This window comes from Nonomuraea sp. NPDC049141 (assembly GCF_040648415.1).
Classification (GTDB): domain Bacteria; phylum Actinomycetota; class Actinomycetes; order Streptosporangiales; family Streptosporangiaceae; genus Nonomuraea.
Genome location: NZ_JBEZDR010000008.1, coordinates 12,478 through 39,239 on the forward strand (window position 1 = coordinate 12,478; position 26,762 = coordinate 39,239).

The following is a 26,762-nucleotide window of genomic DNA, read 5'->3' on the forward strand; positions in this document are numbered from 1 at the left end:
CTCAGTCGTCCTCCTGCGGGGTCAGGAAGTCCTGGAGTTCGCGGTGCCGGAACTGGTAGGTGGCGCCGCTGACGCGTAGCAACCGTGCCTCGCAGGCCCAGTCGAGAAAGGTCCACAGCCGCAGCGGAAGCACCCCACGAGCGGCCGAGACGATCAGGCCGATCATGGTGCGGGACCAGGCGATCGCGCCGAAGGCGAGGCCGAAGGTCACACCGCCGATGAGCGCGCACGCCAGCGACTCGACGACTCCCCGGTTCATGACGAACACGAGGAAGGCGGCGACACCGCCGGTGAGGCCGAAGGCCACTCCGATCATCGGGTTGCGGCGCAGGGCCTCTCGCGGGTGGGCCAGCTCCGCGTCCTTGCTCCAGCCACCCGTGGCGATCTTGAAGATGACCCCGAGCGCGAAGGCCGACGCGAAGGCCCCCACGATCTCCGCGGCCAGGGGGAGCGGGCCGGCGTCGGCCAGGCGCAGCGGCGGCAGTCCGGTGAGGGCGCCGCACAGTCCGAAGCCCAGCAGGATGACCGGCTCGGCGCGGACCGCCTCGGATATGGACATGCGCTCGGCTCCCCGCCGCGCGGCGGCGGTCAATCCGAGGACCGCCCCGAACACCCCGCCCCCAGCCGCTCCCGCGGCGACGGCGAAACCGGGGTCGAAGACCTTGCCGCCGGTCAGCACGTACCCGGCCAGGCCGCAGAGCACGCCGACCGGGCTGCCCACCAGGGCGCCGAGCAGACCGCCGATCATGCGCCGCCGGTGCGGGACGTTGGCCCGCCCACCGGCGGCGGCCGGCCACGGCGACAGCGACAGGCCGGTGGCGATGCCCACCCAGCCCGCCATGAGCGCCAAGGTGAGCCCCTCCCCCGCGTCGAGCCAGTCGCGCGGGTCACCCGGGCGCTCGGCCCCCGACCCCGCCCAGAACGCCAGCATGGCGATGACGGCGAAGATCACGCAGAACAGACAGTGCAACGCCCGGACCCGCCGCCGGCCGCCGATCGGCCACAGCAGGTGCGGGACGATGTCGATCGGCGTCAGACCTGGCGGCGGCCGATCCGTCCCGGCGGTGTAGGCGGCCTGCCACCGCAGGTGCGAGGCCAGGTTCTCCAGCCAGGACCGCACCTGTTCGGGACGGTACGGGGTGCCGTGGGCGGTGCGTGGGGTCAGGCCGGTCGCCGCCGGGACGTACGCGTCGAGCAGCCTCCGGGCGATCCGCGCCGCCGCCACCCGCGGGTCGGGGTCCGGGCCGGCGCGGAGCAGCTCGGCCGGATCGGCGCCGGACTCCACGGCGGTCACGGTCAGCAACAGCCGCCACGGCGTGGCCAGGGCGGTGCGGATGGCCGTCCCCGATGGTCCGGACAGTGCCGCGTGGATGCCGTCGCGGTACGTGTCGCAGGGATGGCCGTCCGGCCAGCGGGTGCGCAGGTACGCGTTGATCTGTTCGATGGTCAGGTCACGCAGATGGATCCGGGTGGCGTTGTCGAGTCCGGCGCGGGCTTCGGACAGCTCGGTGTAGCGGTCAGCGCGGCAGGTCACGACGACCGCCCCCGGTCGCCGTCCGGAAAGGTCGCTGTACCGGTTGAGCGCGGCCAGCAGGCCGATCGCCCGGCGGGGCGGCCCCGTTGACGGCTCGGGGTCCAGTTCGTCCAGCCCGTCCAGCACCGGCAGCACCTGGCGGTCCCGCACCAGCCGCTCCGCGTCCTTGGCCGCGAGTCCGAAGTCCCGCACGAGTTGTTCGGCCAGCCAGGGTTCGAACGGGCTGCCCAAGGTCCATCGTGCGGCGTTCAGGCGTACCGGCACCAGCTGTCGGTGACCGGCTCGTCCGCCGGTGGTCAGGAGGGGCTCCAGCAGTTGCAGCACCAGTTCGATGGCGAGCACCGTCTTGCCCGCTCCCGACTCGCCCACGACCAGCAGGCGCTGCGGTTGCAGCCCGCTGAAGAACGTCCCGATCGAGTGCAGGTCGTCCTTCACCTCCCCAGGGTCGTCGTGGTGGCGGATCGGGTCCGCGTACAGTTCGAACGAGACCGGCGCGATGCTGTAGCCGCCGAGCAGCCCTTTACGCGCCCGGTCCTCCTCCCGGGCCACACGCCGCGCCAGGAGTTCGACGGCATGGTCCCGGCCGGCGGGAGCCGCCTCGATCCCCGCCGTGTCACCCTCCGCGACCGTCTCCGCCGGGGTCTCCGCAGGAGCGACCGGCTCGGTCAAGGCGGCCCTGGCCACCCGCCAGCGTTCGAGCTCAGCGGGGATGAGCTCGCTCGGATAGTCGCGGTAACGCAGGCAGGCGGTGACGAAGGCCTGCACGAAATCCCACCGCGGCAGCCTGTCGGTCTGCCGTAGCACCTGCGAGGTCGTGCTTTTGGGCAACGCGTCGATCGTGACGCCATCCGAGGTCACCGTCTGGCCGCCGAGAGACCGCAGCCTGCTCAAGGATGGCTCGCCGGCCCACTGTTTGAGCCGGACCAGCGACCGGACGAAGTCCGCGGCGCTGCCGGCCTCGGTGGGATCGGGTGGACGGGGATGATCCGCGGTCATCAGCGCGTCGTCCTCACCAGCGACCACTCGAACACCGCCCTCCCGTGCCGGGGCCACCGGCCATCCCTGCACGTGCCTACCAGTGTCTGGACATGACGTGATTCCATCAGGAAATTGCGCGCCTCATCGGACTCCACCAGCTCCCGGCCGACCGCGATGGGCACGAATCCGTGCCGGGGAATGTAGACCCATCGGCCGCGGTCCCAGTCATAGGGATCGAACCAGTGATGGCGCACCGTACCGGACGCCCGCACCTCCGGTCCGGTCCGGGTCAGGACGAACGAGCCCTGCGAGCGCAGCAGGCTCATCCTGCTGACGTAGAACAGCTCCGTGCCGATGAACGCGTTGACCCGCGCGTCCCAGTAATCGTGTAACCAGGTGGAGTCGCCGTCCCGCAGCAGCCCCGCCTCTCGCGTGAGCTGCCGTTCGAAACGGCGCTGGTTCTTGCGCTCGGCTTTCTTGATCACTTTGAACGAGCGGAGCCAGCGCAGTGACATCGTCCTGGAGGCACCGACGCCGTCCATGAAGTGTTCCAGGAAATCCGACGCCATCGGGTGGATCTGCCGGCCGTCCGCGACGATCGAGCGGAACAACGCGGCCAGTTCCGGGACGGGCTTGCCCGTCCGTCGCCGGAAACCTCGCAGGAACATGCTCGCTGCCTCCGTGGTGGGGTCCAGGGTCACGGACACGTCTGCTGGTAGTCCTCCTCCGGCACGTAGTTCTCCCATTCGTCGCGAGTGAGGGAGCGGCCCGCGTTGGCGCAGGCCGCGGCCTCCAGATTGGCGGGTGTGGCGACGTTCCACAGCCGCGCGGTCCCGTCGTTGGCCACCGTGGCGACCGCCTTCCCGTCCCGGCCGTAGGCGAGCGCGGTCACGCCGCGGGTGTGGCCCACCATCAGGGAACCAAGCGGTCGATAAGTCCGCAGGTCCCAGAGCTGTACATCGCCGCCGGTGGCGCCGGTGGCGAGGATCTGGCTGTCCGGGCTGAACTCGAGCGCGTTGACCGGGCCGTCCTCGACGATCAGGCCGATGCCGATCTGACGGCGGCGCGCGACGTCCCACAGCCGGACGGAGTAGTCGCCGGCTGTGAAGGCCAGCCGCCGGCCGTCGGGGCTGAAGGCCAGGTCGTTGATGAATCCGCCGTCGGCCGCTGCCGCCGGGCCCGGGAACTGGCGGCGGGTGGCCACGTCGAAGAGCCGCACCCGGTTGTCGTAGCCCGTGCTCGCCAGGGTCGCGCCGTCGGGGCTGATCGCCATCGCCGTGAGCAGGTCGGTGTGGTCGGTGACGCGAATGCGCGGCCCGCTCTCCCGGCGGCGCGCGACGTCCCAGAACGCGATGGCCTTGTCCTGCTGTACGGCGACGAATCTGCCGTCGGGGCTGAGCTTGGTCACGCCCGTGAGCGTTCCGTCATGGACGAGCTCGCGGCGGCTCGCGAGGTCCCAGAGCCGCAGGCCGTCTGAGTGGGACGTCAGGAGCGTCCGCCCGTCGGGGGTGAATCCGATCGTGGCCACGGAACGGCGAGCGCCCTTGGGACGCAGCGGGGGGCCGATGGGACGCTGGGTGGCCACGTCCCACAGCTGGATCGCGGGGTCCTTGTCGTCGCTCCCCGCTCCGGCGGCCAAGGTCCGTCCGTCAGGGCTCAGCGCGACGGCGCCCTGTGCGGGCATCGGAGTGCCGATCTGCAGGTGGACCTGCGGGTCGGCCAGCCGTACCACGCCGTCGTCACTGGCCGCGGCGAGCAGCTTTCCGTCCGGACTGAACGCCACGCGCGCGACACCGCTGAGATTGTCGGCGAGCGCGACCAGCTGTTGTCGGCTGGCCGTGTCCCACAGGACGGTTCGACCGCCGGATCCCGCGGTGGCGAGCCGAGTGCCGTCCGGGCTGAAGACGATCGCATTGAAAAGGGCAGAGCGTTCCTTGAGCACACCCGTCTGCTTTCGCGTGGCTATGTTCCACAGCCGGGCGGTTCTGTCGTAGCCCACGGTCGCGAGGGTGGCACCGTCCGGGCTGATGGCGACACCGGTCACACCTTTGGCGTGCCGGGCGAACGGGGTGCCGATCTGGCGGGATGTGGCGGTGTCCCAGAGCCGTGCGGTCACGTTGCCCGCGGTGGCCAGGGTCTTTCCGTCCCGGCTGAAGGCCACCTCTTGGATGATGCTGGAGAGTTGCGGCCCGTTGTCGGGGCGGCCCATGGGAGTCCCGTGCGGACGGTGCGTGGCCACGTCCCACTGCCGGACGACGCCTCTGAAGTCACCGGTCACGAAGGTCTTCCCGTCCGGGTTGTACGCGATCGCCGACACGACCTCCTCGTGCTCCAGCGGGGTGCCCACCTCGCGATGGGTGGCCACGTCATAGAACCGGACGGTGCTGAGACATGCCGTGGCCAGTGTCCGGCCATCGGGGCTGAAGGCCAGCTCGACGTCTGAGCAGTCGTATTTCGGCCGGGTGATCGGGGCGCCGAGCTGCCGCCGCGTCGCCGTGTCCCAGAGCCGCGCGGTGCCGTCGTCGCTTCCGGTCGCGATGATCGAACCGTCGGGGCTGAATTCCAGTGCCATGACGCCTCTCGTGTGCCCGGTGAGGGTTCCCCGGCCGGTGCGGGTCGCCGCGACCAGAACGCGGTTGCGGGCTTCGTCGGTGTGCGCGATCCGCCAGGCCGCCATGGCCAGCATCGAGGCCAGGGTGGTGTCACCGGTGACCTCGCTCGCCGCCGCCACCCGGCGCGAGACCGCCGTTGTGCGTTGCCGAACGGCGTCGTTCGCCGCGTTGACGGCGGCGCCGGCCGCGATGAGGGCGAGCACCGACAGCGCCGCGAGGCCGGCCATGACGAGGCGTCGGCGGCGGCCGGCCCGCCGGGCCGCCCCCGTCGATGCCGTGATGAAGCGCTCCACGGTAGGGCCGGGCGGCGGGAAGCTGTCGGGGTCGCGGTCCCAGCGGGGCCGGGTGTCCTGGACCGCCAGCAGCCGGGCGCCCCGGTAGAGGAAGGCGGGATCGCGGTGGTGCTCGGCCCACTGGGCGGCGTCGTCGATGAGCTGGTCGTACACCGCTTGTGCGGTGAAGTCGGGTTCGAGCCATTGGCGGAGCGTCGGCCAGGCGATCAGGAGCGCGTCGTGGGCGATCTCGACGGTGTCCTCGTACAGGGTGAGCAGGCGCTGGTCGGCGAACGCGGACAGCAGCGCATCCGCCCGCTCTCGCCGCTCCGCCGAGTCCGCCGACGCGGCGGCGTGGATCTCGGTCAGCGTCGCCCTGCGCCGCGCCACCCGCCCGCCCGCGGTGATCAAGGTCATGCGCCGGAAGATCCGGAGCGCGGCCTTGCGGTCCTCGGCCGGCAGTCGCTCCAGGACCTCGTCGGCCGTACGCCGCACGGAGTCGCGGACCCGGCCGGACTCCTCATAACCCCGGACGGTCAGCCGGCCCTTCTCCCGTCTCCCCCAGGTGTTGCGCAGAGCCTGCGAGAGCAGGGGCAGGGCTCCGGCCTCGTAGCTGTCGCCGTCGTCCTGGCCGGCGCGTAACTCCCCCAGGATGGTCTCCACCAGGCCGGGCTCGATCTCCAGGTCCACCGCGGCCGCGGGGCCGGTGATGGCCAGCCGCAGATCCGACTCCGCCATCGGCTCGACGATGACCTGACCGTCCTGGATGGCCTCGGCGAACTGCGGGTAGGCCGCGCAGCGGTCCCAGTAGTCCGCGCGCACCCCGATGATCACTCCGGCGCCCCGCGGGCCTTCGGCCAGGGCGTCCAGGACCCGTACGAACGCCTGGCGCTCCTGCTCGTCGGTCACCAGGACGAACAGTTCCTCGAACTGATCGACCACCAGGAGGAGACGACCGTCCGGTGGGAGAGCCCCCGACAGCGTCCGCCGCGGATCGTCCCGCAGGTGCTCGTACACCGTCTCGACACGCCCGCCGAACACCTCCGCCCACCCTTCGGCCAGTGCCCGCAACGGCCTTGAGGTCGGCGTGACGAGCAGCCGCGGCCAACGCCGCGATCCGGCGACCGGCAACATCCCCTTCGCCAGCGCGGGCATCAGCCCCGCCCGTAACAGCGACGACTTGCCCACGCCCGAGGCACCCGAGATCAGCAGGATGGACCCGTGCTCGTCCAGGCGCGGTCCCAGGCGGTCAAGAAGGCTGCGGGTCGCCCGCGCACGTCCGAAGAAGAACTCGGTCTTCTCGCTCTCGAACGGCACCAGACCTTGGTAAGGGCACACCTCGCCCCCATTGCCGGACGGCGACAGCAGGGCACCATGGCTGCTCAGCATCCGCGCGCCACCCTCGTCACCCTCACCCATGGCCTTCATTCTCGCTAATCGCGCCGAGGCCGATCAAACGCATTGAAACGCGATGATCCGGCCCCCTCAGGCCGTCCGATTCCGTTCGCTTTCGTCTGACCAGTGGCTTGAACAGCCCGGACGCGCTTTTGATGTATCTGCGGATCTCACCGGTCTGGTCCGGCGATAAGAGCGGGGGTGTCGACCGGCCATGAGTATCAGGCACAGACCTCCAAAGGCGTGCAGACGTAAGGACGACCTTATCCAACCTGATGAGCCCGGAGCCGCTTCCCGGCCGGCCGAAGTCATACGGTGTCCCGACGCCGATTTCTCTTTGGGAACGCTGCTGCGCACGTGGCGGAAGCGGGCGTTGCTGACCCAGGAGCAACTGGCCGAACGGGCCGGCCTGAACGTCCGGACCGTTCGCCGGTTGGAACACGACGGACTCCAGCAGCCGCGTACCAGGTCGATCCTGCTGCTGGCGGAGGCGTTGGGGCTGGACGGTGAAGAGCGCGCGACCCTGGTCGCCGTGGCTCGCGGTCCGTCGGCTTCCGCCGAACGCGACGATCCGGCAGTGACCGGCCCACCACCCATTCCGCGACAACTACCGGCCGGCGTGACGGAATTCGTGGGCCGACGGCGTGAACTGATGGCATTGGCAGATTACTACGAAAATGCGAACACGATGACGGCCGTCGCCATTGACGGCATGGCCGGAGTCGGTAAGACGGCACTGGCCGTTCATGCCGCCCATCGTCTTACGTCTCGTTTTCCCGACGGGCAGCTGTTCGTCGACCTCCATGGCCATACCGAGGGAATGTCACCCGTCTATCCAGGTGACGCGCTCGCCCGCGTCCTGCGCACACTCGGCGTCGTTGACGAGTACATCCCCGAGCACCTCGATGACCGCGCCGCGTTGTATCGCAGCGTGCTGGCCGATCGCAAAGTCCTGATCGTGCTGGACAATGCCGCCGACGAAGACCAGGTCCGCCCGCTGCTTCCGGCCGGCCCGGGCTGCGGGCTGATCGTCACCAGCCGGCACCGGCTGATCGGCCTGGACGACACCCGGACCCTGTCGCTGGATGTCCTGCCGCCGGAGGAGGCGGTCGCTCTGTTCACCCGCACGTCCGGGAAGGAGCGGGTCGCGGATGCGCCGGCGACCGTCCTGGTGGAGATCGTGGAGCGGTGCGGGCTGCTCCCGCTCGCCATCCGCATCGCCGCCGTCCAGCTTCAGGCGCGTTCCACCTGGAGCGCCGGGCATCTGCTGCACCGGTTGACGGATGATCGGCTGGCCGAGTTGACGGCCGGGCCGCACAGCGTCGGCGCCGCCCTGGACCTGTCCTATCAGCGGCTTTCCGAGGAGCAGCGACGTGTGTATCGGCTGCTGGGTTCGCACGTCGGCACCGAGTTCGGCGCCGCCGAGGCCGCCGCCGCGCTGGACACGACCGTGGTGCGGGCGAGACGGCTGCTGGACCAGCTGCTGGACGTCCATCTCCTGCGGGAGTCCGCCCCCTGCCGGTACCGATTCCATGATCTGGTCCGCGACCATGTTTCGGCGCTGCCGCACAGGACGGATGCCGTTGAAGATCTCCAGGGCGTGGAGGGCGGCGTCCGGTTCCGAGTCGTCAAAGGGCTGGTCGGATGGGTTGACCGGTCGTGCGTGTAGCGGTGTTCCGGTGCGGCCGGGCCGAAAACCCGGGTGCGTTCGGCCGGGCGGATCTCGTAGGCTGCGCCCGTGCTCCCCGACGTGCCGTGGCCTTCGATGACTCACCGCGAGGCCACCGCCGAGCTGGTGCTGGCGGGCTGGACGCCGTGCGGCGTCGGCGACTGGGCGATCGGTCTGCGCTCTCCCGACGGGCTCTGGGCGGCCAGGGTGTGTCCGTTCGATCCGGCCTACGCCGCCTTCCTCGAACTGTGTCGCCGCCGACGCGGTAACCCCTACCTGCCGCGCGTCGCCGTCGACAGCCCGCTGGACGGTGGCGGCACGCTGGCCGTGCTGGAATTCCTGGCACCGCTCGAGACGGTGCGGGCCGAGGAGGTCGCCCGCCAGTGGCGCGCGGGCGAAGGCGATGTGGCCCTGGCCGACGTGCGGCAGGCCGCCGCCGCGGTCGACGCCGAGTTTCGGGCCCGGACGCCCTGGTGGGACGGCATCGACCTGAACCCCGGCAACCTGCGGCAGGCCCTCGATGGGCGGGTGGCGGTCATCGACGTGTTCTGCATGGACGGAGCCTCCGTCTACGCGCAAGTCCTCCAGGACGCCGCTGTGGTCCGCGCCAAGCTGCCCGGCAGCCGCCACATCCTCGACATCCCGTACATCGCCCGGGAGAGCACCCCCGAAGAGATCGAGGCCCTCCGCGCCGCGTGGTATCGCTGAGGCGAGCACAGCCTGCCGTCACGGTAAGTGTCGTGATGATTACTTTCCGTACATGATGGGTGACGTCCTGCGGTGAGCCCAGCTCGCCGAGCAGAACTTGCACTCAAGGAGCATTGTGAAAAGAATTCTCCTCGTCCCCGCCCTGACCGCCGGAATCATCGCGCTCACCGCCAGTGCCGCCTACGCCTCGCAGTACGTCGCCTACGAAGGCCGGGGCTTCACCGGCAGGTCCGTCGTCCTCGACGCGTGCGGGGTGTCCAACATCCCCTTCCACGGGTCCTACAAGTGGTACGGCGACGGCCAGTCAGGGCGCATGTACAACCAGCCCAACGCGCAGGGTGTGATGCACTTCGAGCTGCCTTCCAACCGCAACGCGGAGCAGCGGACGCCTGTCGGCTGGCAGAGCATCTTCATCGTGTGCTGATCGTGACCGTATAGAAGAGCATCGGTGCCCGGTGAGATCTCACCGGGCACCGATTCATGTGCGGAGCTAGTCCACCTCCGCGACCGCCTGGGCGAACTGGGCCGAGTACAGCCGGGCGTAGGCGCCGTCCGCGGCCAGCAGCGACTCGTGCGTGCCCTGCTCGACGATCCGCCCGTTCTCCATGACCAGGATCAGGTTGGCGTCGCGGATCGTGGACAGCCGGTGGGCGATCACGAAGCTGGTACGCCCCTCGCGCAGCGAGCTCATCGCCCGCTGGATGAGCACCTCGGTCCGGGTGTCGACCGAGCTGGTCGCCTCGTCCAGGATCAGGATCGCCGGCTCGGACAGGAACGCCCGAGCGATCGTGATCAGCTGCTTCTCTCCCGCGCTGACCGTCGCGCCGCCCTCCTCGTCGATCACCGTGTCGTAGCCGTCGGGCAGCGTGTGCGCGATGCGGTCCACGTGGGCGGCCTCCGCGGCGGCCTCGATCCGTTCGGGCGTTGCGCCTTCCGCGCCGTAGCCGATGTTCTCCGCGATCGTGCCGGCGAACAGCCAGGTGTCCTGCAGCACCATGCCGATGTTGGCGCGCAGCTCCTCCCTGGACATCTCGGCGATGTCGACGCCGTCGAGCGTGATCCGGCCGCCGGTCACCTCGTAGAAGCGCATGATGAGGTTGACCAGCGTCGTCTTGCCCGCTCCCGTGGGGCCGACGATGGCCACGGTCTGGCCGGGCTCCACGGTCAGCGACAGGTTCTCGATCAGCGGCCGGTCCGGCGTGTAGCGGAAGGACACGTCCTCGAACGCCACGCGGCCCCTGACCTGCTCGGGCCGTGCGGGCTTGGCGGGCTCCTCGGACTGCTCGGGAGCCTCCAGCAGCTCGAAGACCCGTTCGGCCGAGGCGACACCCGACTGCACCAGGTTCGCCATGCCGGCCACCTGGGTCAGCGGCTGGCTGAACTGCCGCGAGTACTGGATGAAGGCCTGCACGTCGCCCAGCGAGATCGAGCCCGAGGCCACCTTGAGCCCGCCCACCACGGCGACCAGCACGTAGTTGAGGTTGCCGATGAACATCATCGCCGGCTGGATCATCCCGGAGATGAACTGGGCGCGGAAGCTGGAGGTGAACAGGGCCTGGTTGTGCTCGGCGAAGATCTCGGCGGCCTCCTTCTGCCTGCCGAACACCTTGACCAGCGTGTGCCCGCCGTACATCTCCTCGATGTGGCCGTTGAGCTTGCCCGTCGAGGACCACTGCTTGATGAACTGCGGCTGCGACCGCTTGCCGATGATCGTGGTGACGTAGACGGACAGCGGCACCGAGACCAGCGCGATGAGCGCCAGGATCGGCGAGATCCAGAACATCACCACCAGCACCCCCACGACCGTCAGCACCGACGTGATGAGCTGGCTCATCGTCTGCTGCAGCGTCTGCGCGATGTTGTCGGTGTCGTTGGTGGCGCGGCTGAGGGTCTCGCCGCGCGGCTGGCCGTCGAAGTAGCTCAGCGGCAGCCGCGCCAGCTTGGCCTCGATCCGCTCACGCAGCCGGGACGCCGCCCGCTGCACGATGGTCGTGGTCAGCCGGAACTGCGCGATCCCGAGCAGCGACGCCAGCAGGTAGATCGCCAGCACCCAGCCCAGCACCATGGCCAGCGCGGTGAAGTCGACGCCGTGACCGGGCACGACGTTCATCGACGACACCATGTCGGCGAACGTGCCCTGGCCCTTGGCGCGCAGCCCCGCCACGGCCTGCTCCTTGGTGATCCCCGCGGGCAGCCGGGCCCCGATGATGCCGGAGAAGATCAGGTCCGTGGCGTGGCCGAGGATCTTGGGCCCCGTCACGCTCAGCGCGACGCTGGTCGCGCCGAGGGCCAGGACGATCCCCAGCAGCGCGCGCTCGGGACGCAGTAACCGCAGCAGCCGGCGGAGCGAACCGCCGAAGTCGAGCGCCTTCTCGGCGGGCCCGGACATCATCCGTCCCGGACCGAAACTGGGCTGTGGGCGGCGCGGGGGTGCCTGGGTAGTCATGCTGCCTCCTGTTCGGTGAGCTGGGACAGCACGATCTCCCGATAGGTCGGGCAGCTGGTCATGAGCTCGGCGTGGTTACCACTGCCGACCACACGGCCCTCGTCGAGTACGAGGATGCGGTCGGCGTCGCGGATCGTGTTCACCCGCTGGGCCACGATGACGATCGTGGCGTCGGTGATCTTCTCGGCCAGCGTGGCGCGCAGCCGGGCGTCGGTGGCGTAGTCGAGAGCGGAGAAGGAGTCGTCGAACAGGTAGATCTCGGGCCGGTGCACCAGTGTCCTGGCGATGGCCAGGCGCTGGCGCTGGCCGCCGGAGACGTTCGTGCCGCCCTGGGAGATCGGCTCGTCCAGGCCGCCGGGCATCGCCTCGACGAACTCTCGGGCCTGGGCCACGTCAAGGGCCTGCCACAGCTCCTCGTCGGTCGCGTCCGGCTTGCCGTACCTCAGGTTGGAGGCGACGGTGCCGGAGAAGAGGTAGGGCGACTGCGGGACCAGACCGACCGCCCGGGAGAGCGCGGCCGAATCGAGGTCACGCACGTTGACGCCATCGACCAGCACCTCACCGGCGCTCGCGTCGAACAGGCGGGGGATGAGGTTGAGCAGCGTCGTCTTACCGCTGCCCGTACTGCCGATGATCGCGGTGGTACGGCCCGGCCGCGCCACGAAGCTCACGTCGCACAGCACCGGCTCCGCCGCGCCCGGGTAGCGGAAGTCCACCGAGCGCAACTCAAGCTCGCCGATGTGTCTTTCCGGGATGATGGGAGTGGCCGGCGGGTGGACGGTCGGCTCGGTGCCGAGCACGTCGTCGATGCGCTCGGCGCAGACCTCGGCGCGCGGGATCATCATGAACATGAACATCGCCATCATGACCGACATGAGGATCTGCATCAGGTAGGAGATCACCGCGGTCAGCGCGCCCACCTGCATGGTCCCGTCGGCGATGCGGTGGCCGCCGAACCACACCACGGCGACGCTGGACAGGTTCACCACCAGCATGACCGAGGGGAACATCAGCGCCATCAGCCGCCCGACCCGCAGCGACACATCGGTCAGCTGCTCGTTGGCCACGCCGAAGCGCTCGCGCTCGTGCCGGTCGCGGACGAAGGCCCTGATGACCCGGATGCCGGTGATCTGCTCGCGCAGCACCTGGTTGATCCGGTCGATGCGCTCCTGCATCGCGCGGAACAGCGGCCGCATCCGCATCACGATCAGGCCCACGATGACGATCATCACGGGCAGCACGACGAGCAGCAGCGACGACAGCGCCACGTCGATGCGCAGCGCCAGCACGATGCCGCCGACGCACATGATCGGCGCGGCCACCATCATCGTGAACGTCATCAGCACGAGCAACTGGATTTGCTGCACGTCGTTGGTGGTCCGGGTGATCAGAGACGGCGGCCCGAACCGGTTGACCTCCTGGGCGGAGAAGTCCTGCACCCGGTGGAAGATCGCGGCCCGCAGATCCCGGCCCAGGGCCATCGAGGTCCAGGCGCCGTAGTACACGGCCACGATCGAGCAGGTGATCTGGATCAGCGTCACACCGAGCATCACCAGCCCGATGCGGGCGATGTATCCGGTGTCGCCCTTGACGACGCCGTTGTCGATGATGTCGGCGTTGAGGGTGGGGAGATAGAGCGTGGCCAGCGTCTGCACGAACTGGAAGAGGACGACGAGCGTGATCTCTTTCCCGTACGGCCTGAGCTGGACCCGCAGAAGACGGAGCAGCATCACGTAGGGCTTTCTGTAGGAGGAGTGGAGGACGGCCGGACGAGCAGCCCGTCGAGCAGGACGGAGACGATCTCCTCGTCGTCCATGTCGCCGAACTCGCCGTCCAGGCCGAAACCGCGGTACACGCTCACCGCGATCAGCATGAGGAGCAGGTGCGCCGCGCCCTCGGGAGAGCGGCGCAGCCGGTCGCGGTCGGGCGCGACCAGGGCGGCGAGCGCCGACCCGATCCGGCGCCGGTTGTCCAGCATCCGCTGGCGGAACTCGGGGTCGTCGACCAGCGGGTCCCCGGGCGCGGCGGAGAGCTTGGCGTTGGCGATCATGCCCGCCCGCAGCATCGCGACGGCCTCGCGCAGCCGGGCGCGCAGCTCGGTCCGCGTGCCGATGGCCGCCAGCGCGTCCACCGCCGGCTGCGGGTCGAACGCCTTCATCAGCGCCGCCCGCAGCAGCGAGGCCTTGTCGGGGAAGACGCCGAAGATCGTGCCCTCGGCCACGCCCGCGGCCTCGGCGATCTGCCGGGTGCTCAAGCCGGTGCCGTATTCACGCAACAGGGGAACCGTGGCGGCGATGAGCGCGGCCCGGCGGTCTTCTGGCGCCATTGCCGGCACCCTGCGCCTCTTTGTCACAGGGCGAGCATAATGAGCGAGTACTCACTCGTTCAAATGGTTATCTGTGGCGATCCTGTTCTCCAGGGCGGACGAGGCCGCTCTCAAAGGCGAAGACGACCGCCTGAACGCGCGTGGTCAGGTCGAGCTTCATCAGGACTCGGGACAGGTGGGTCTTGACCGTCGCCTCTCCCAGGAAGAGCCGGGCGGCGATCTGGGTGTTCGTCAGGCCCTGGGCCAGCAGCTTCAGCACGTCCGTCTCCCGGCCGGTGAGCGAGTCCAGCTCGGCTGCCCGGCTGGTGGCGCTGGCGGGATCCGGCTGGCCGGCGAACGCGGCGATCACCCGCAGGGTCACCGCCGGGTCGAGCAGCCCGCCACCGGCCGCCACCGTCCTGACCGCCTCGACCAGGTGCTCGGGCGGGGCGACCTTCAGCAGGAATCCGCTGACGCCCGCGCGCATCGCGGCGGCGACGTGCGCGTCCTCGTCGAAGGTGGTCAGCACGACGACCTTGCTCTCGGGGTGGTCGCGGACGAGCCGCCGCGACGCCTCCAGCCCGTCCATCTTCGGCATCCGCACGTCGATCAGCACGACGTCGGGCCGCGTACGCGCGACCAGGTCGAGGGCCTCGACACCGTCGGACGCCTCGCCGACGACCTCGATGTCCGATTCGCTGCTGAGCACCAGCCGCAGGCCCACCCGGATCATCGCCTCGTCGTCGACGAGCGCCACCGAGATTGTCATGCCGCTTTTCCTACCATGTGCGAGGAATGGGGAACCGGGCGCGGACCGCGAACCCGCCGTCCGGCTCGGCGGCGGCGTGCAGGCTCCCCTGCACCATCGCCAGCCGTTCACGCATGCCGACCAGCCCGTGGCCGCCGCGCCCGGGGACTCGACGCACCGCTTGTCCGGGCTCGTTGCGTACCTCAAGGGTGAGGGCCTGGTCGGTGTATCCGATGGTGACCGCGGTCGGCACCTCTCCGGCGTGCCGCAGCACGTTCGTCAGAGCTTCCTGAAGCACCCGGTACGCGGTGAGGTCCAGGACCGGCGGCAGCCGGGGCGGCTCGGCGGGGGAATCCAGGGTCACCTTCAGGCCGGCGGCGCGGACATCCGAGATCAGCTCGCCGACGCGGGCCAGTGACGGCGCGGGGGCCGGCCGTTCGCCGTCGACGTGCTCGCGCAGGATGCCGACCAGACCGCGCATCTCCTCCACCGTCTGCCGTCCGAGCCGCTCCAGCCCGGCCACGATCTCCTGCTCGGCCGGGCGTCCGTCGAGCAGCCGGCGCAGGCCGCCCAGTTGCAGGGTCATCACGCTGACCGAGTGCGCGACCGCGTCGTGCACCTCCCGTGCGATGCGCGTACGCTCCTGCGCGACCGCGGCCTGGGCGTTCGCCTCGCGTTCCGCGTCGAGAGCGGCGGCCAGTTCGGCGAGCTTGGCCGCCCGCTCGCCGCTGCGGCGGGCGAGCAGCCCCATGCACAGGCCGGGCAGCAGGATCGCCGGGATGAAGAACAGCTCCCACAGCGACAGGCCGGCGACCATCTGGGCGCTCGCGAAGGACACGGCCGCGGCGCAGAACGCCAGGGCCGAACGCCGGGGCGGCTCGCGCCAGCCGGCCCATGCCACCACCCCGATCAGCCCGATCATCGCCGCGCCACCGACTCCTGGCGCGTCGAACGCGACCACGGGGATCGGCAGGCAGGCGGCCGCGATGACCGTACCGGCCAGCGGGTACCAGGCCGCGACCACCACCCCGGCCCCCAGCAGAACGCCCCAGATCCAGGTGGCGGTGGCGCTGGCACCGAAGAAGTCGTCGAGCCGCGTCTCCATCACGGCCAGGAAGCCGATCAGCGGGCCGGCGAGCAGGGGGATGAGGCGGACGTCCCTCAGCCGGGTCATCGTCATGGCCACCGATCGTAACCAGGCGCGCCGCCTGCCGACTCCCCCGGACGGCGGACCGCCGCAGGCCGCGGCATCCGCCGTTCGGTGGACCCGGCCCGGATGCCGTCCGCCGGATCGGGGATCGATCACGGTGCGCGATGGCTGACGCGCCACCGGGTGCCGCGGCGGAAGAGTTCTCACCGCAACGTTCCACCCCAGCGACACGGAGGTACGACATGACCCCCCTTACCCACACCGCCCCGGCCGCCTCGGAGGTGCTCCCCGAAGGCGCCGACCGGGCGAGCCGGTTCCTGCGGCGCGCCGGCGGCACCGCCCTGATCAGCAGCCCCCTGCTGATGTTCGCCGGCATGATGGCGTGCCCGCCCCAGGACTCGAACTCGACGATCGACTACGTCACCTCGCTGGCCCGCGACTCGTTCCTGACGGAGCTGTCGGCGATCCTGCTGCACTACGGCCTGATCGTCGGCGCGCTCGGCGCGCTGGCGGTGCCCGGGCTGGTCCGCGGCCGCAAGGGCCGGTGGCCGGTGGCGTTCGGGGTGCTGGCCACCGCGCTGGGACTGCTGAACGTGTCCGGGGCGGTGCGCGACGACTGGTGGCGGATGGTCACCGGGCAGCAGCTCCCGATGGACGTCGCGGTGCGGATCTCCGACACCGTGGACGGGTCGGCGTTCATGCCTCTGTGGAGCGGGACCGAGATGTTCGCCTTCCTGGGCCTGCTCGCGCTGTGCGCCGGGCTCGCCCGGGCGGGTGTCGTGGGCTGGTGGCTGACCGCGGTCTATCTCGGCGCCTTCGTCGCGATGATGTTCATCCCGGTCGACCTGACGTATGTGATCGGCACCGCGTTCGCCGCGCTGTACCTGCCCCTCGGGGTGGCCGGCGTGCGCGTCTTCCAGCGCGAGCGCGCCGCGGCCGCCGCGGCGTGACGTATCGAGCGGGTTTGCCAATACGGCAACGCGATTCGTGATGCTCTCACCGGCCGCCGGATGCTTGGCGTGGGTGCCGTCGGACGGCGGGCCGACCCGGTCACGACGCCCGCGGCTCCCCCGAAGCTTTGGAGGATTGATGTCGCAGCATGATCCGGTCGCGGAGATGACGCATCGTCTGGTCCTGTCTGGCACCGGCCGCATCCACCTGGTGGAGCAGGGCTCCGGGCCGCTGGTGCTCCTGGTACATGGGTTCCCTGAGTCCTGGTACTCCTGGCGCCACCAGTTGCCGGTGCTGGCCGCGGCCGGCTACCGGGCCGTCGCCGTGGATGTTCGTGGCTATGGCCGCTCGGCCAAGCCTGAGGGGGTGGCCGCGTACCGGATGCTCGACCTGGTCGAGGACAACGTCGCGGTGGTGCGCGCCCTGGGCGAGCGGACGGCGGTGATCGTGGGCCATGACTGGGGCGCGACCATCGCCGCCGGCTCCGCCCTGGTCAGGCCCGACGTCTTCCGCTCGGTCGGGCTGCTGAGCGTGCCGTACGCCCCGCGCGGCGGGCCGCGGCCCAGCGAGGTGTTCGCGCGCATGGGCGGGGAGGAGGAGTTCTACGTCAGCTACTTCCAGGCGCCAGGGCGGGCCGAGGCCGAGATCGAACCCGATGTCCGCGGCTGGCTCGCCGACTTCTACGCCGCCTTCTCGGCCGACACCATGCCGGCCGCCGACGCCCCCGATCCGCACTTCGTGTCCCGGGGCGGGACGCTGCGCGACCGTTTCCCCGTCGATCGGCTGCCCGTCTGGCTCAGTGAGGACGACCTCGATGTCTACGCCGCGGAGTTCGAGCGGACCGGCATGAGCGGGGCGCTCAACCGCTATCGGAACATGGACCGGGACTGGGAAGACCTCGCCGGTTTCGACGGCTCCCCCATCACCCAGCCGTCCCTGTTCATCGGCGGGGCGCTGGACGCCTCCACCACTTGGCTGGCCGACGCCATCAAGGCATATCCCGCCACCCTGCCGGGCCTGCTCTCCTCGCACATCCTCGACGGCTGCGGCCACTGGATCCAGCAGGAGCGCCGCGAGGAGGTCAACGAGATCCTCAGCGACTGGCTTGCCTCCCTGAGGTAGCGGCCTCCTGCGGCTCGCCCATAGCCGAAGGCCGGCGAGCCGGCAGGAGGTCGCGACGATCAGTGCGCCGGCGTCTTACCCACCAGCCAGGTCCCCGGCTCGTCCGGATCCGAGCTGGTCAGCAGCGCCTGTGTGCCCGCGATGAGCTCCTGGCGGGAGATCGTGCCATCGCCGTCGGTGTCCAGCTTGTCGAAGGCGATCGAGATGGCTTCGTCGGGGATCTCCACAGCGTGGTAGAAGCGGGCGAACTCCTCGCGTGAGATGGTGCCGTCCCCGTCGCTGTCGGCGGCGTCGAAGACGGCGGCGGTCGCCCGGTCGGTCACCGCGAGGAAGCGTGGGTCGCGGCCCGCGCCCGAGAGCATCGCCGCGACGAACTCCTCCCGGCTCACCCTGCCGTCGCCGTCGCTGTCGATGTCGTCGCGGATCTGCTCCCACCAGGCGGCGAAGGCGGACTGAAGGGCGTTGTGGTGGGGGGATCCGGCCTCTGGCGCCAGGGCGGCGCAGAGATGACCGGCCCGCGATGTGAAGTCCGACCCGCTGATGTGGCCATCGCCGTCGCTGTCGAAGACCGCGAAGACGCCGGCGATGTTCGCCTCGACCAGTTCCTGGGACACAGCTGCCTCCTGAACGCCTGCCAGCACTGTCGCTACCTACAGTACCTAGACGAATACTTTGCGCAACCATGGGAATGTGGTGCGGTGTCATCCGGCGGTGAGCGCGGCGATGAGTTCGTCGCGTCCGCCGGCGCTCATCTTGCGGTACACCGCTTTGAGGTGCGCATGGCAGGCAGATCAACGAGCGCTCGGTCTGCGGGTCGCGGTGGAGCCCCCTGGCGACGAGCGAGGGTTCTTGCGACAGCCCGTACGCGATCAGCTCTGGCGGCCGGACGTCCTCCGGGAAGAGCTGAGCCATCCATGCCCGCCCCCCGTGGCGGACCAGGATCTCCTGCGCCTGAGGGAAGCGCGCCGGCCCCCGGCCGCCGGCGTACACCATGCCAGCCGGCACCTGTCTGCGGGCCATCTCGGCGACTCCGCACGGGTCGTCGCCGAGATGGGTGTTGTGCACCTGCCGGTACAGCAGATCGCACGGGTATTGGTGGAAGAATACGAAGGAACAAAGGCCGGTGACAGGATGCGTTCCGGCCACACGGAAGCCGTCGTGTGCGACCCAAGGGGTGATCGCGCGCGAAATCGCCGCACCGAGCTCGGTCGGGCTGGGATGGTGCGCCAGCAATGCCGTCAGCTCGCGTTCCAGACGATCTCGGCAACGAATCATAACGGCGATTCTCTCGGAGAACATCAGAACGTTCAGCCGTTATCACAAATGACCCCGGCAGTCGGCGATGAAGTGAAATAACTAATATTGGGGATTATCGGGAACCGTTTGCCATATTTACGTGCGCCGTCTGACCCGATCGGGCCGTTGGGGTGCCGCCCCGCCGGCGGTCGCGTCAAGGGGCACAATCTCGCCGCGAACCCTTGCCCAGAATCGGGTTCTAGAAGCAGGGTTGGCCCCATGATTATCGAGTACGCCGACCGCGTGTGGCGCGGCGAATCGGACGACAGCGTCGTGGACGCGGGCATGCAGGGCAAGGGCGTGCAGTCGATCACCGAAGGTCTTGGCTGGTGGCCAGGGTTCGGCAACGTGACCGCGTTCGAGACCGAGGGCGAGTTGGTGCTGTTCGACACCGGCGGCTCGTTCTCGGCGGCGAAATTGCACGAGGACGTCCGGGCCTGGACGCGGGCCCCGCTGACCACCGCGTTCTACTCGCACGGGCACATCGATCACGTCTTCGGGACGGGGCCGTTCGAGGAATCGGGGCCGCCGGCCACGATTTACGCCCATCAGGCGGTTGTCGAGCGGTTCGAGCGTTACGTACTGACGAATGGCTACAACTCGGTGATCAACCAGCGGCAGTTCCAGGCCGCCGGGCTCCGCTGGCCCACCGACTACCGCCGTCCGGACGTGACCTACACGGACGCGCTGACCGTGCGGCGCGGTGGGCTCACCTTCGACCTCGTGCACGCCAAGGGCGAGACCGACGACGGGACCATCGGCTACGTACGCGAGCACCGACTGCTGTTGCCCGGAGACCTGTTCATCTGGGTGACGCCCAACTGCGGCAACCCGCAGAAGGCGCAGCGCTATCCCCGGGAATGGGTGCACGCGTTGCACCGGATGGCCGCCATGGACGCCGAAATCATGCTTCCCGGTCACGGCGCCCCGATCTTCGGCCGCGACCGCATCCGGCAGGCGTTGCTGGAAACGGCCGAATGGCTGGAGTCGCTCATCACGCAGACCCTGGAACTGCTCAACGCGGGTGCGCGACTCGACGAGATCGTCCACTCCGTGAAAGCGCCGGAGCGGCTCGCCGACCGGCCCTATCTGCGGGCACGGTACGACGAGCCGGAATTCGTCGTACGCAATCTGTGGCGCCTCTACGGTGGCTGGTACGACGGCAATCCGGCCCAGCTGAAGCCCGCCCCCGAGGCGGTGCTGGCGAAATCGGTCGCGGAACTGGCGGGTGGGGCCCGAGCCCTCGCGGACGCGGCACTCAAAGCCCTTTCCGAAGGAGACGAGCGACTGGCCGGGCATTTGGCGGAAATGGCCGCCCTGGCGGCTCCGGACGACGCGGGGGTGCATCGCGTACGCGCGGAAGTGTTCTCCGCCAGGGCGGCCGGCGAGCTGTCCCTCATGGCTAAGGGCATCTTCGCCTGGGCCGCCACGGAGTCCAGGCAGCGCTCGTGAGAGCGCCACCTTGTTCACCGGCGTTCACCGGCGCACACCGGCGCTCGTCCAGGCCGCCTCCGCGTGAGTCAGCGGCGCTTGGCGACGGTCAGCATGTGGCGGGCGCCGCGCTGGAACTCGTACGGGACCTCGCGGACCGCGCACGCGAGCCCGTCGGCCCGCAACTCCGCCCGAAGCGCGTCGAGAAACGCGACCGGCTCGCCGTCGCCCATGCGGACCAGCGGGAAGATCCTCACCTCACGCCGGCTGACCCGGCTCATCTCCATGATCGCCGCCCGGTGCCATTCCTGATCCAGCCGGTCGGCCCAGGTGAACAGCAAGTGTGAGCAGAGCACCAGGTCCACACTCCCCTCGGCCAGCGGGAGGTGTGGCAGGCGGGCGGCGAGGTACGCGCCGGGCCGCCGGTGGATGTCGGTGATGAAGGCGCTCCTGGCGCGCAGCCGCATCTCCCGGCGGCGTTCGGCCGAGCCGTACCAGTCCCATACGAACCGGTCGGCGTTCGCGCTGATCATGGAGTTGCCCTGCTCCAGGTCGGCCGACAGACGCTCGGCGAGCACGGTGGCGCCATGCGCGTAAAGCGGGTCGGCCGCCAGAGCCCGGACGCCCATCGCTCCGGCCTCGGCGACGAAGCCGGAGGCGCCGCCGGCGCAGTCGAGGCTGACGCCGTCCAGGTCGCGATCGTCGAGCGCGAACATGGCCCGGTATTCGAGGAAGGAACGAGACGACATGATCATGTCTGCGTGAACCACAACCCGATGGTGCCAGGACGCGGGTCACCATAGTTCGATCGAGCGGGCGAAGATGCCCGCCACGTCATCCTCGGTCACCGGCAGCGGAGCGGTCGCGAGCAGGCGTTGCTGTCTCATCGTCCCTTCGACGAGTGCGTCTATGTCGCCTGTGCCGTACCCGACGGCGCCGATCCCGTTGGGGAGGCCGATGTCGCGCATGAGGTCGATGAGGACGGACGGCAGGAACTCGGCCGGCTCGGCCGGTTCCCGCCGGTCCGGGGCGAGCAGCCGTGCGGCGCGCAGGTGCCGTTCCGGCGCCGCCCGGAAGGTGAACCTGAAGGCCTCCGGCGCCGTGAGCGCGACCGACATCCCGTGCGGGACCATCGGCTCGTGCCCGGGATATCCCTTCGGGTGGAAGTCGCGCACCTGTCCGGCGATGGGATAGGCGTTGGCGTGCGGGATGTGCACGCCGGCGTTGCCGAAGCCCATCCCGGCGAACGTCGCGGCCAGCGCCATCTCGCCGCGGGCCGCCGCGTCGTCGCCGTGGCGCACGGCGCGCCGGAACGACCTGGACAGCAGCCGCATGGCCTGCTCGGCCCACATGTCGGAGATCGGGTTCGCGCCGCAGTAGGGCACGCGCTGCTCAGGGCGTTTACGCTCGCCGTCGGTGTACCAACGGGCGGTGTAACTCTCGACCGCGTGACAGAGGATGTCCATGCCGGCTGAGGCGGTCACCTGCGCGGGCTGGGTCAGTGTCAGGTCGGGGTCGACGACGGCGAGCGCGGGGCGCAGCCTGGCGTGGCTGATGCCGGTCTTGACCTGGAGTGACAGCACGTCGAGCACGCAGATGGTGGTGCTCTCCGCGCCGGTTCCGGTGGTCGTGGGTACGGCGATGAGCGGCTTGAGCGGATTGACCGGGGCTCTTCCCAGCCCGACCGGGGCGTTGACGTAGTCCATCAGCTCGCCGGGGTTGGTGAGCATCAAGTTGATCGCCTTGGCGGTGTCGATGCTGGATCCGCCGCCGACGCCGACGATCGCGTCCCAGGGGCCGCCGGCGCGGGCGTGCGCGATGGCGGCGTCAAGGCTGGCGTCGGTCGGTTCGATGTGGACCTGGTCGTAGACCTGGGCGTCGAGGCCGTGGCCGCGGATCTGATCGGCGATCCGATGCGGGGTGCCGGTGGCGGCGACGCCGTGATCGGTGACGATCAGGACGCGCCGGACGCCGTCGTACCGGCTGAGGTCGAAGCCGATCTCGTCGGCGGCGCCGTTGCCGAACTTCAGCTGAGGCGCGCCGTAGGTGAAGACGGTCTCGGGGTTGACCGGAGGCGTGGTCGTCATGTCGGTCCCCTTACCCGCCCTGGCGACAGAGGATAAGTTTGCTCGCCATGCGACACTTCGAGCTGGACATCCTTGTCGTCGCCGACGAGCTCACCGAGGCATATGTCGAGATCTTCACCGCCCCGCCCTGGCAGCACCGAGAGACCGAGGCGACCCGGGCGGCGTTCCGGGAGCGGCTCGAGTCGGACGCGCACCGTCCCGGTTTCCGGGCCATGCTGGCGATGTCAGACGACGGTGAGATAGATGGCTTCGTCACGGGCTGGATCACCCAGGCCCCGTTCCGCACCGATCGCGCCTATGGGGAGGTGACCAGGCGGCTCGGCGCCGACCGGGTGAACGAGCTGCTGGTGGGCGCCTTCGAGGTCGACGAACTGGGAGTACGGTCACACGCCCGCGGCACCGGTCTAGGGCGGCGGCTGCTGTCCGCCCTCACCGCCACCGCGCCCGGCGGTCGGGCGTGGCTGCTGGCCTGGAGCCAGGCGCACGACACGCTCGCCTTCTACCGCCGCATCGGCTGGCAGGAGCCCGAACCCCTGCCGGGCAACGAGACGGACGTCGTCGTGTTCCTGTCTCCAAGCTGATCCCTCGATCGCGGTCGTGGCCGGCAGCCGTCAGGGGCTGCTCAATGACCCGGTCGTGGCATGTGGAGGGCGGCTGTGCCGCTGTCGCTCCGCCCAGCGGACGGCGAGTGGTGCCGCCAGGCCTGTCAGGGCGAACAGCCCGCCGACGACGTACCAGCCAGGGGCACCCCATGTGATGCAGAGCGCGATGAGCAGGGCGGGGCCGAGGCCCTCGGCCAGCCCGGCGCCCAGGCCGAACACGCCCAGGTACTGGCCGGTGGCGTGCGCCGGCGCGAGGGCGAAGGACACCTCGAAGCCCGCGGCGGAGTGCCACAGCTCGCCGACCGTATGGATCACCACGGCGGCGATGAGCAGCGCCGCCGCGGCCCATCCCGGCAGGCCGGCGGACAACGGGACCAGCGAGCAGGAGATGAGGAAGGCCACGCCTGCTCGGCGATAGGCGCCCCCGCCGGCCACCGGGGAATCGATGCCGCGGCTGGCTCGTACCTGGAGCGCGACCACCATGACGGTGCTGATCAGCATGGTCCCCGACACGAGCCAGCGCGGTGCGGCGGTGGCTCCCACCAGCCACAGTGGTATGGCCACGGTCAGCACCTTGAACTGGACGGCCATGATGCCGTCGAGCCCGGTGAGCAGCAGGTAGGGCCGATCCCGCAGGGCGATCCAGCGAGGCCCCCGGACGACGGGTCCGGGCGGGACCGGCGGCAGGCGGACCAGGATGATCGCGGAAGCGGCGAAGGCGACGGCATTGCCGACCACGAGCAACCGGTACGCCATGAGAGTGTCGACCTGGACGGCCCAGCCGGCCAGCAGGGCACCGAAGGAGACACCGACGTTGGTGACGGCGCGGAGATACGCGCGGAACTCCTGGGGCCGGTCGCCACCGTAGTGCCGGATGAGCGGACTGCGTGCCGCCAGCCCGGCCGCCTTCGCCCCCGTGGCCGTGCACACGGCAAGGAGGAACGGCCAGAAGCTGTCCGCCAGCACGAACCCGGCCGTCGCCAGAGCCTGGACGACGAGCGTGACCGCGTACACGCCGCGTGCTCCGTACTTGTCCGCGAGATGACCTATGGCGATGCCCAAGGCCAGCGAGACGAGACCGGCGATGCCGAGCCCCAGACCCACCTGGCCGGCCTGAAGGTGGACCCCCTCGGTGAAATACAGCACCCCGGCGGTCAGGTAGAGGCCGCTGCCAAGGGTGTAGACGAAGTTGGAGACCGCGAGGACACGCTGCGGTCCGGCATCCGGCATCAGGTGAGGCATCGAGGGGCTCCGCGTGCCGCGAACGTTAGGACCACGTCAACTTGCTGCATATTACTTGCAATAGCAATACTTTCGTGAGAAGCGTGGCCGCTAACGTGACCTGACGACCTGGGAGCGCCGTCCCAGAAGGACGTCGAGCCCAGCACGATCAGCGTGATGAGCCCGGCGGCCACCCCCATGAGCAGGATCTGATTCACCAGGTAGGGACTGTCGGCCTCCGTCGGCCAGACGATCTCCAGCGGGCCGGACAGACCCTTGCTCGCCGCCACCTGGGCGACCCGGTCGGCACTGATCGCGGCGGTGGCGCCGTGCTGGTGGCCGTCCGAGGTGTGGGCGGGTGAAGACCTGGCCGCCGACGTCGGCCACGGCCGCCAGGAACCGGTGCACCGCCCTGAAAGAGGCGGATCTCGGGCCAGGCGGCGCCCGCCCGGCCCGGCGGACCAAGCATGGGCTGGTGGACGGGCACCGCGGTCATGAGGGTCAGACGCCCTTGGCCGCTTCGAAGCGGGCGATGACGTCGTTCCAGTTGATCAGACCCCAGAGCTTCTCGACGTAGTCGGGCCTGACATTGCGGTACTGCAGATAGTAGGCGTGCTCCCAGGCGTCGAAGACGAGCAGCGGGGTGGTGTTCATGCCGACGTTGCCGTGGTGGTCGTAGATCTGCTCGATCACCAGGCGGCGGCCCAGCGGCTCCCATGCCAGCACGCCCCAGCCCGACCCCTGCACGGTCGCGGTGGCTGTGGTGAGCTGCTTGGCGAAGGCGTCGAAGGAGCCGAAGTGCTCGTTGATCGCCTCGCCGAGGGCGCCGTCGGGGCGGTCACCGCCGTCCGGGGACAGGTTCTGCCAGAAGATCGTGTGCAGTACGTGGCCGGACAGGTTGAAGGCGAAGGTCTTCTCCAGCCCGACGAGGCCGCCGAACTCACCCTTGTCGCGGGCATCGGACAGCTTCTCCAGGGTGTCGTTGGCGCCCTTGACGTAGGCGGCGTGGTGCTTGGCGTGGTGCAGTTCCAGGATCTCCCCGGTGATGGCCGGCTCCAGCGCCGCGTAGTCGTACGGCATGTCCGGAAGGGCGTACTGGCCCATCGCTGTCTCCCATGCGGTTGATTAGTTATTGCAAGATCTATGCAACAACTAATATCAGGCGATTAGTGGGATCGGCAGCACTGACGGCGGTCGGGGCAGTGGCCGGCGATCAGCGGGACATCGGCAGGAGGCGGGCGCCGGCGCGTTTGATGTGGCGGGCGATCAGCGCGGTCTCCACCTTCAGGACTCCGGGCAAGGCGCCGATACGGGTGGCGAGGTAGTCGTACAGGGCATCGGGGTCGGCGCACACCGTGAAGGCGATCATGTTGGGATCGCCGGTGGTGGCCGCCGCGAAGGCGATCTCGGGGTGGCCGGCCAGCGCCTGGGCCACCTCGGTCAGCTCGGAGGGCGCGACGGTCAGCCACAGCACGGCCTCGGTGGCGTACCCGAACAGCATGGGGTCGATCTCGACCTCGAAGTAGAGCACGTCGTTGCGGCGCAGTTCGTCCAGGCGGCGGCGGACGGTGGACTCGGACCATCCGGTGGCGGCGGCCAGCGCCGGGTAGCCGGCGCGCCCGTCCGCGGCCAGCACGGGCAGGAGCCGCTGGTCGGCCTCGGTCAGCTCCATGTGGCCGTTCAGAGTGGGTGGCTGAGGGCTGAGGGTCTCGATCTGCTGGGGGTTCAGGGCGCTGGTACGGCCGGGCCAGCCGCTCGTGCCGGCGACCGCGCGCAGCAGGCAGTGCGCGGTGACCGCGGTGATCCGTGCCGTACGTGGCAGCTTCGGCAACAGCACGTTGTCCTGATCGGACCTGATGTGGGCGCGGATGATGCAGGTGACCTCGGTGGCGCCGGAGGTGAGCGTGACCCAGGAGGTGTCCTCGCGGCGGGCCAGCGCCGCCGCGACCGTGGTGACGGCATCGGGCGTGCACCGGATGCGCACGAACCAGTCGACATGCCCCAACGGCCGAACCTGGGGCAGACCGACCACACGGAGCACTCCCGCCGAACGCAGCCGGCGATAACGGCGGGCGAGGGTCCGATCGGACGCGCCCAGCACGGCGGCGATCCGGCTGAACGGGGCACGGCCGTCGATCTGCAGGGCGTGCACCAGCTGCCGGTCGAGGTCGTCAAGAGTGAGTGGATCCACCACGAAATGGTAGCCGCCTGTCAGAAAACGCCGCATGGCGCGGA

The 26,762-nt window shown here is 69.9% G+C and carries 22 protein-coding genes; 8 read left to right on the top strand and 14 right to left on the bottom strand.

What is annotated here, in order from left to right:
• Position 1: 1 nt before the first annotated feature.
• The 3 genes from AB0B91_RS24425 to AB0B91_RS24435 are packed head-to-tail and all read right to left on the bottom strand — an operon-like array spanning position 2 to position 6,815.
• Complete coding sequence (locus tag AB0B91_RS24425; RefSeq protein ID WP_358323654.1) at positions 2-2,557, bottom strand: NACHT domain-containing protein; 2,556 nt, start codon at positions 2,555-2,557, stop codon at positions 2-4.
• The gene (locus tag AB0B91_RS24430) at positions 2,530-3,219 is read right to left on the bottom strand and encodes a hypothetical protein (RefSeq protein ID WP_358323657.1); all 690 of its coding nucleotides are present in this window, start codon (positions 3,217-3,219) and stop codon (positions 2,530-2,532) included. Before AB0B91_RS24430 ends, AB0B91_RS24425 begins: the two co-directional genes overlap by 28 nt.
• Entirely contained in the window at positions 3,210-6,815 is a 3,606-nt protein-coding gene (locus tag AB0B91_RS24435; protein ID WP_358323659.1) for a WD40 repeat domain-containing protein, read from the bottom strand. The genes AB0B91_RS24430 and AB0B91_RS24435 overlap by 10 nt, the downstream gene beginning before the upstream one ends.
• Positions 6,816-7,128: 313 nt before the next feature.
• On the opposite strand from AB0B91_RS24435, the gene AB0B91_RS24440 reads away from it, so the two are divergent.
• The 3 genes from AB0B91_RS24440 to AB0B91_RS24450 all read left to right on the top strand — a co-directional run bounded on the left by AB0B91_RS24440 (position 7,129) and on the right by AB0B91_RS24450 (position 9,592).
• On the top strand, positions 7,129-8,460 hold the full coding sequence (locus AB0B91_RS24440) for an NB-ARC domain-containing protein (RefSeq protein ID WP_358323661.1): 1,332 nt from the start codon (positions 7,129-7,131) through the stop codon (positions 8,458-8,460).
• Positions 8,461-8,556: 96 nt separating this feature from the next.
• The gene (locus tag AB0B91_RS24445) at positions 8,557-9,168 is read left to right on the top strand and encodes a hypothetical protein (RefSeq protein ID WP_358323664.1); all 612 of its coding nucleotides are present in this window, start codon (positions 8,557-8,559) and stop codon (positions 9,166-9,168) included.
• A 115-nt stretch (positions 9,169-9,283) separates the two neighbouring features.
• Positions 9,284-9,592: a MiAMP1 family antimicrobial peptide gene (locus AB0B91_RS24450; protein ID WP_358323667.1), complete on the top strand. Its 309-nt coding sequence runs from the start codon at positions 9,284-9,286 to the stop codon at positions 9,590-9,592.
• Positions 9,593-9,658: 66 nt separating this feature from the next.
• Here AB0B91_RS24450 and AB0B91_RS24455 read toward each other — a convergent pair whose 3' ends face one another.
• The 5 genes from AB0B91_RS24455 to AB0B91_RS24475 form a co-directional block, all read right to left on the bottom strand.
• Complete coding sequence (locus AB0B91_RS24455) at positions 9,659-11,614, bottom strand: ABC transporter ATP-binding protein (RefSeq protein WP_358323670.1); 1,956 nt, start codon at positions 11,612-11,614, stop codon at positions 9,659-9,661.
• Positions 11,611-13,344: an ABC transporter ATP-binding protein gene (locus AB0B91_RS24460; RefSeq protein WP_358323673.1), complete on the bottom strand. Its 1,734-nt coding sequence runs from the start codon at positions 13,342-13,344 to the stop codon at positions 11,611-11,613. Before AB0B91_RS24460 ends, AB0B91_RS24455 begins: the two co-directional genes overlap by 4 nt.
• A complete protein-coding gene (locus tag AB0B91_RS24465; RefSeq protein ID WP_358323675.1) occupies positions 13,344-13,940 on the bottom strand; it encodes a helix-turn-helix domain-containing protein in 597 nt (198 codons plus the stop codon). The genes AB0B91_RS24460 and AB0B91_RS24465 overlap by 1 nt, the downstream gene beginning before the upstream one ends.
• Positions 13,941-14,007: 67 nt before the next feature.
• Complete coding sequence (locus AB0B91_RS24470; protein WP_358323678.1) at positions 14,008-14,688, bottom strand: response regulator transcription factor; 681 nt, start codon at positions 14,686-14,688, stop codon at positions 14,008-14,010.
• A 10-nt stretch (positions 14,689-14,698) separates the two neighbouring features.
• Positions 14,699-15,847, bottom strand: a complete 1,149-nt coding sequence (locus tag AB0B91_RS24475) for a histidine kinase (RefSeq protein WP_358323681.1) — start codon at positions 15,845-15,847, stop codon at positions 14,699-14,701.
• 212 nt (positions 15,848-16,059) lie between these two features.
• Here AB0B91_RS24475 and AB0B91_RS24480 point away from each other — a divergent pair, with 212 nt between their 5' ends.
• Entirely contained in the window at positions 16,060-16,767 is a 708-nt protein-coding gene (locus tag AB0B91_RS24480; protein ID WP_358323684.1) for a hypothetical protein, read from the top strand.
• Positions 16,768-16,906: 139 nt separating this feature from the next.
• Positions 16,907-17,890: an alpha/beta hydrolase gene (locus AB0B91_RS24485; RefSeq protein ID WP_358323686.1), complete on the top strand. Its 984-nt coding sequence runs from the start codon at positions 16,907-16,909 to the stop codon at positions 17,888-17,890.
• Positions 17,891-17,949: 59 nt separating this feature from the next.
• On the opposite strand, the gene AB0B91_RS24490 is transcribed toward AB0B91_RS24485, so the two are convergent.
• Positions 17,950-18,504, bottom strand: a complete 555-nt coding sequence (locus AB0B91_RS24490) for an EF-hand domain-containing protein (protein WP_358323689.1) — start codon at positions 18,502-18,504, stop codon at positions 17,950-17,952.
• A gap of 313 nt (positions 18,505-18,817) precedes the next feature.
• On the opposite strand from AB0B91_RS24490, the gene AB0B91_RS24495 reads away from it, so the two are divergent.
• Both AB0B91_RS24495 and AB0B91_RS24500 read left to right on the top strand, forming a co-directional pair.
• Complete coding sequence (locus AB0B91_RS24495) at positions 18,818-19,246, top strand: hypothetical protein (protein WP_358323692.1); 429 nt, start codon at positions 18,818-18,820, stop codon at positions 19,244-19,246.
• Positions 19,247-19,405: 159 nt separating this feature from the next.
• Entirely contained in the window at positions 19,406-20,638 is a 1,233-nt protein-coding gene (locus tag AB0B91_RS24500; protein ID WP_358323694.1) for an alkyl sulfatase dimerization domain-containing protein, read from the top strand.
• Between the two features lie 68 nt (positions 20,639-20,706).
• Here AB0B91_RS24500 and AB0B91_RS24505 read toward each other — a convergent pair whose 3' ends face one another.
• Positions 20,707-21,387: a methyltransferase domain-containing protein gene (locus tag AB0B91_RS24505; protein WP_358323695.1), complete on the bottom strand. Its 681-nt coding sequence runs from the start codon at positions 21,385-21,387 to the stop codon at positions 20,707-20,709.
• A gap of 24 nt (positions 21,388-21,411) precedes the next feature.
• Positions 21,412-22,704: a hydroxyacid-oxoacid transhydrogenase gene (locus AB0B91_RS24510; RefSeq protein ID WP_358323698.1), complete on the bottom strand. Its 1,293-nt coding sequence runs from the start codon at positions 22,702-22,704 to the stop codon at positions 21,412-21,414.
• A 47-nt stretch (positions 22,705-22,751) separates the two neighbouring features.
• Here AB0B91_RS24510 and AB0B91_RS24515 point away from each other — a divergent pair, with 47 nt between their 5' ends.
• The gene (locus AB0B91_RS24515) at positions 22,752-23,285 is read left to right on the top strand and encodes a GNAT family N-acetyltransferase (protein ID WP_358323701.1); all 534 of its coding nucleotides are present in this window, start codon (positions 22,752-22,754) and stop codon (positions 23,283-23,285) included.
• A 30-nt stretch (positions 23,286-23,315) separates the two neighbouring features.
• Here AB0B91_RS24515 and AB0B91_RS24520 read toward each other — a convergent pair whose 3' ends face one another.
• The 3 genes from AB0B91_RS24520 to AB0B91_RS24530 all read right to left on the bottom strand — a co-directional run bounded on the left by AB0B91_RS24520 (position 23,316) and on the right by AB0B91_RS24530 (position 26,754).
• Complete coding sequence (locus tag AB0B91_RS24520; RefSeq protein WP_358323704.1) at positions 23,316-24,548, bottom strand: MFS transporter; 1,233 nt, start codon at positions 24,546-24,548, stop codon at positions 23,316-23,318.
• A 480-nt stretch (positions 24,549-25,028) separates the two neighbouring features.
• Positions 25,029-25,631 carry a superoxide dismutase gene (locus tag AB0B91_RS24525; protein ID WP_358323708.1) on the bottom strand — a complete coding sequence of 201 codons (603 nt, stop codon included), beginning with the start codon at positions 25,629-25,631 and terminating at the stop codon, positions 25,029-25,031.
• A 109-nt stretch (positions 25,632-25,740) separates the two neighbouring features.
• The gene (locus AB0B91_RS24530) at positions 25,741-26,754 is read right to left on the bottom strand and encodes an AsnC family transcriptional regulator (RefSeq protein ID WP_358323711.1); all 1,014 of its coding nucleotides are present in this window, start codon (positions 26,752-26,754) and stop codon (positions 25,741-25,743) included.
• Between the last annotated feature and the right edge of the window lie 8 nt (positions 26,755-26,762).

Bases quoted from the DNA above. Each gene is read 5' to 3' on its own strand.
- AB0B91_RS24455 (WP_358323670.1), bottom strand. From the start codon at position 11,614: ATGACTACCCAGGCACCCCCGCGCCGCCCACAGCCCAGTTTCGGTCCG.
- AB0B91_RS24530 (WP_358323711.1), bottom strand. From the start codon at position 26,754: ATGCGGCGTTTTCTGACAGGCGGCTACCATTTCGTGGTGGATCCACTC.
- AB0B91_RS24520 (WP_358323704.1), bottom strand. From the start codon at position 24,548: ATGCCTCACCTGATGCCGGATGCCGGACCGCAGCGTGTCCTCGCGGTC.
- AB0B91_RS24445 (WP_358323664.1), top strand. From the start codon at position 8,557: ATGACTCACCGCGAGGCCACCGCCGAGCTGGTGCTGGCGGGCTGGACG.
- AB0B91_RS24470 (WP_358323678.1), bottom strand. From the start codon at position 14,688: ATGACAATCTCGGTGGCGCTCGTCGACGACGAGGCGATGATCCGGGTG.
- AB0B91_RS24485 (WP_358323686.1), top strand. From the start codon at position 16,907: ATGTCGCAGCATGATCCGGTCGCGGAGATGACGCATCGTCTGGTCCTG.
- AB0B91_RS24480 (WP_358323684.1), top strand. From the start codon at position 16,060: ATGACCCCCCTTACCCACACCGCCCCGGCCGCCTCGGAGGTGCTCCCC.
- AB0B91_RS24500 (WP_358323694.1), top strand. From the start codon at position 19,406: ATGATTATCGAGTACGCCGACCGCGTGTGGCGCGGCGAATCGGACGAC.
- AB0B91_RS24475 (WP_358323681.1), bottom strand. From the start codon at position 15,847: ATGACGATGACCCGGCTGAGGGACGTCCGCCTCATCCCCCTGCTCGCC.
- AB0B91_RS24435 (WP_358323659.1), bottom strand. From the start codon at position 6,815: ATGGGTGAGGGTGACGAGGGTGGCGCGCGGATGCTGAGCAGCCATGGT.
- AB0B91_RS24460 (WP_358323673.1), bottom strand. From the start codon at position 13,344: ATGCTGCTCCGTCTTCTGCGGGTCCAGCTCAGGCCGTACGGGAAAGAG.
- AB0B91_RS24525 (WP_358323708.1), bottom strand. From the start codon at position 25,631: ATGGGCCAGTACGCCCTTCCGGACATGCCGTACGACTACGCGGCGCTG.
- AB0B91_RS24465 (WP_358323675.1), bottom strand. From the start codon at position 13,940: ATGGCGCCAGAAGACCGCCGGGCCGCGCTCATCGCCGCCACGGTTCCC.
- AB0B91_RS24510 (WP_358323698.1), bottom strand. From the start codon at position 22,704: ATGACGACCACGCCTCCGGTCAACCCCGAGACCGTCTTCACCTACGGC.
- AB0B91_RS24515 (WP_358323701.1), top strand. From the start codon at position 22,752: ATGCGACACTTCGAGCTGGACATCCTTGTCGTCGCCGACGAGCTCACC.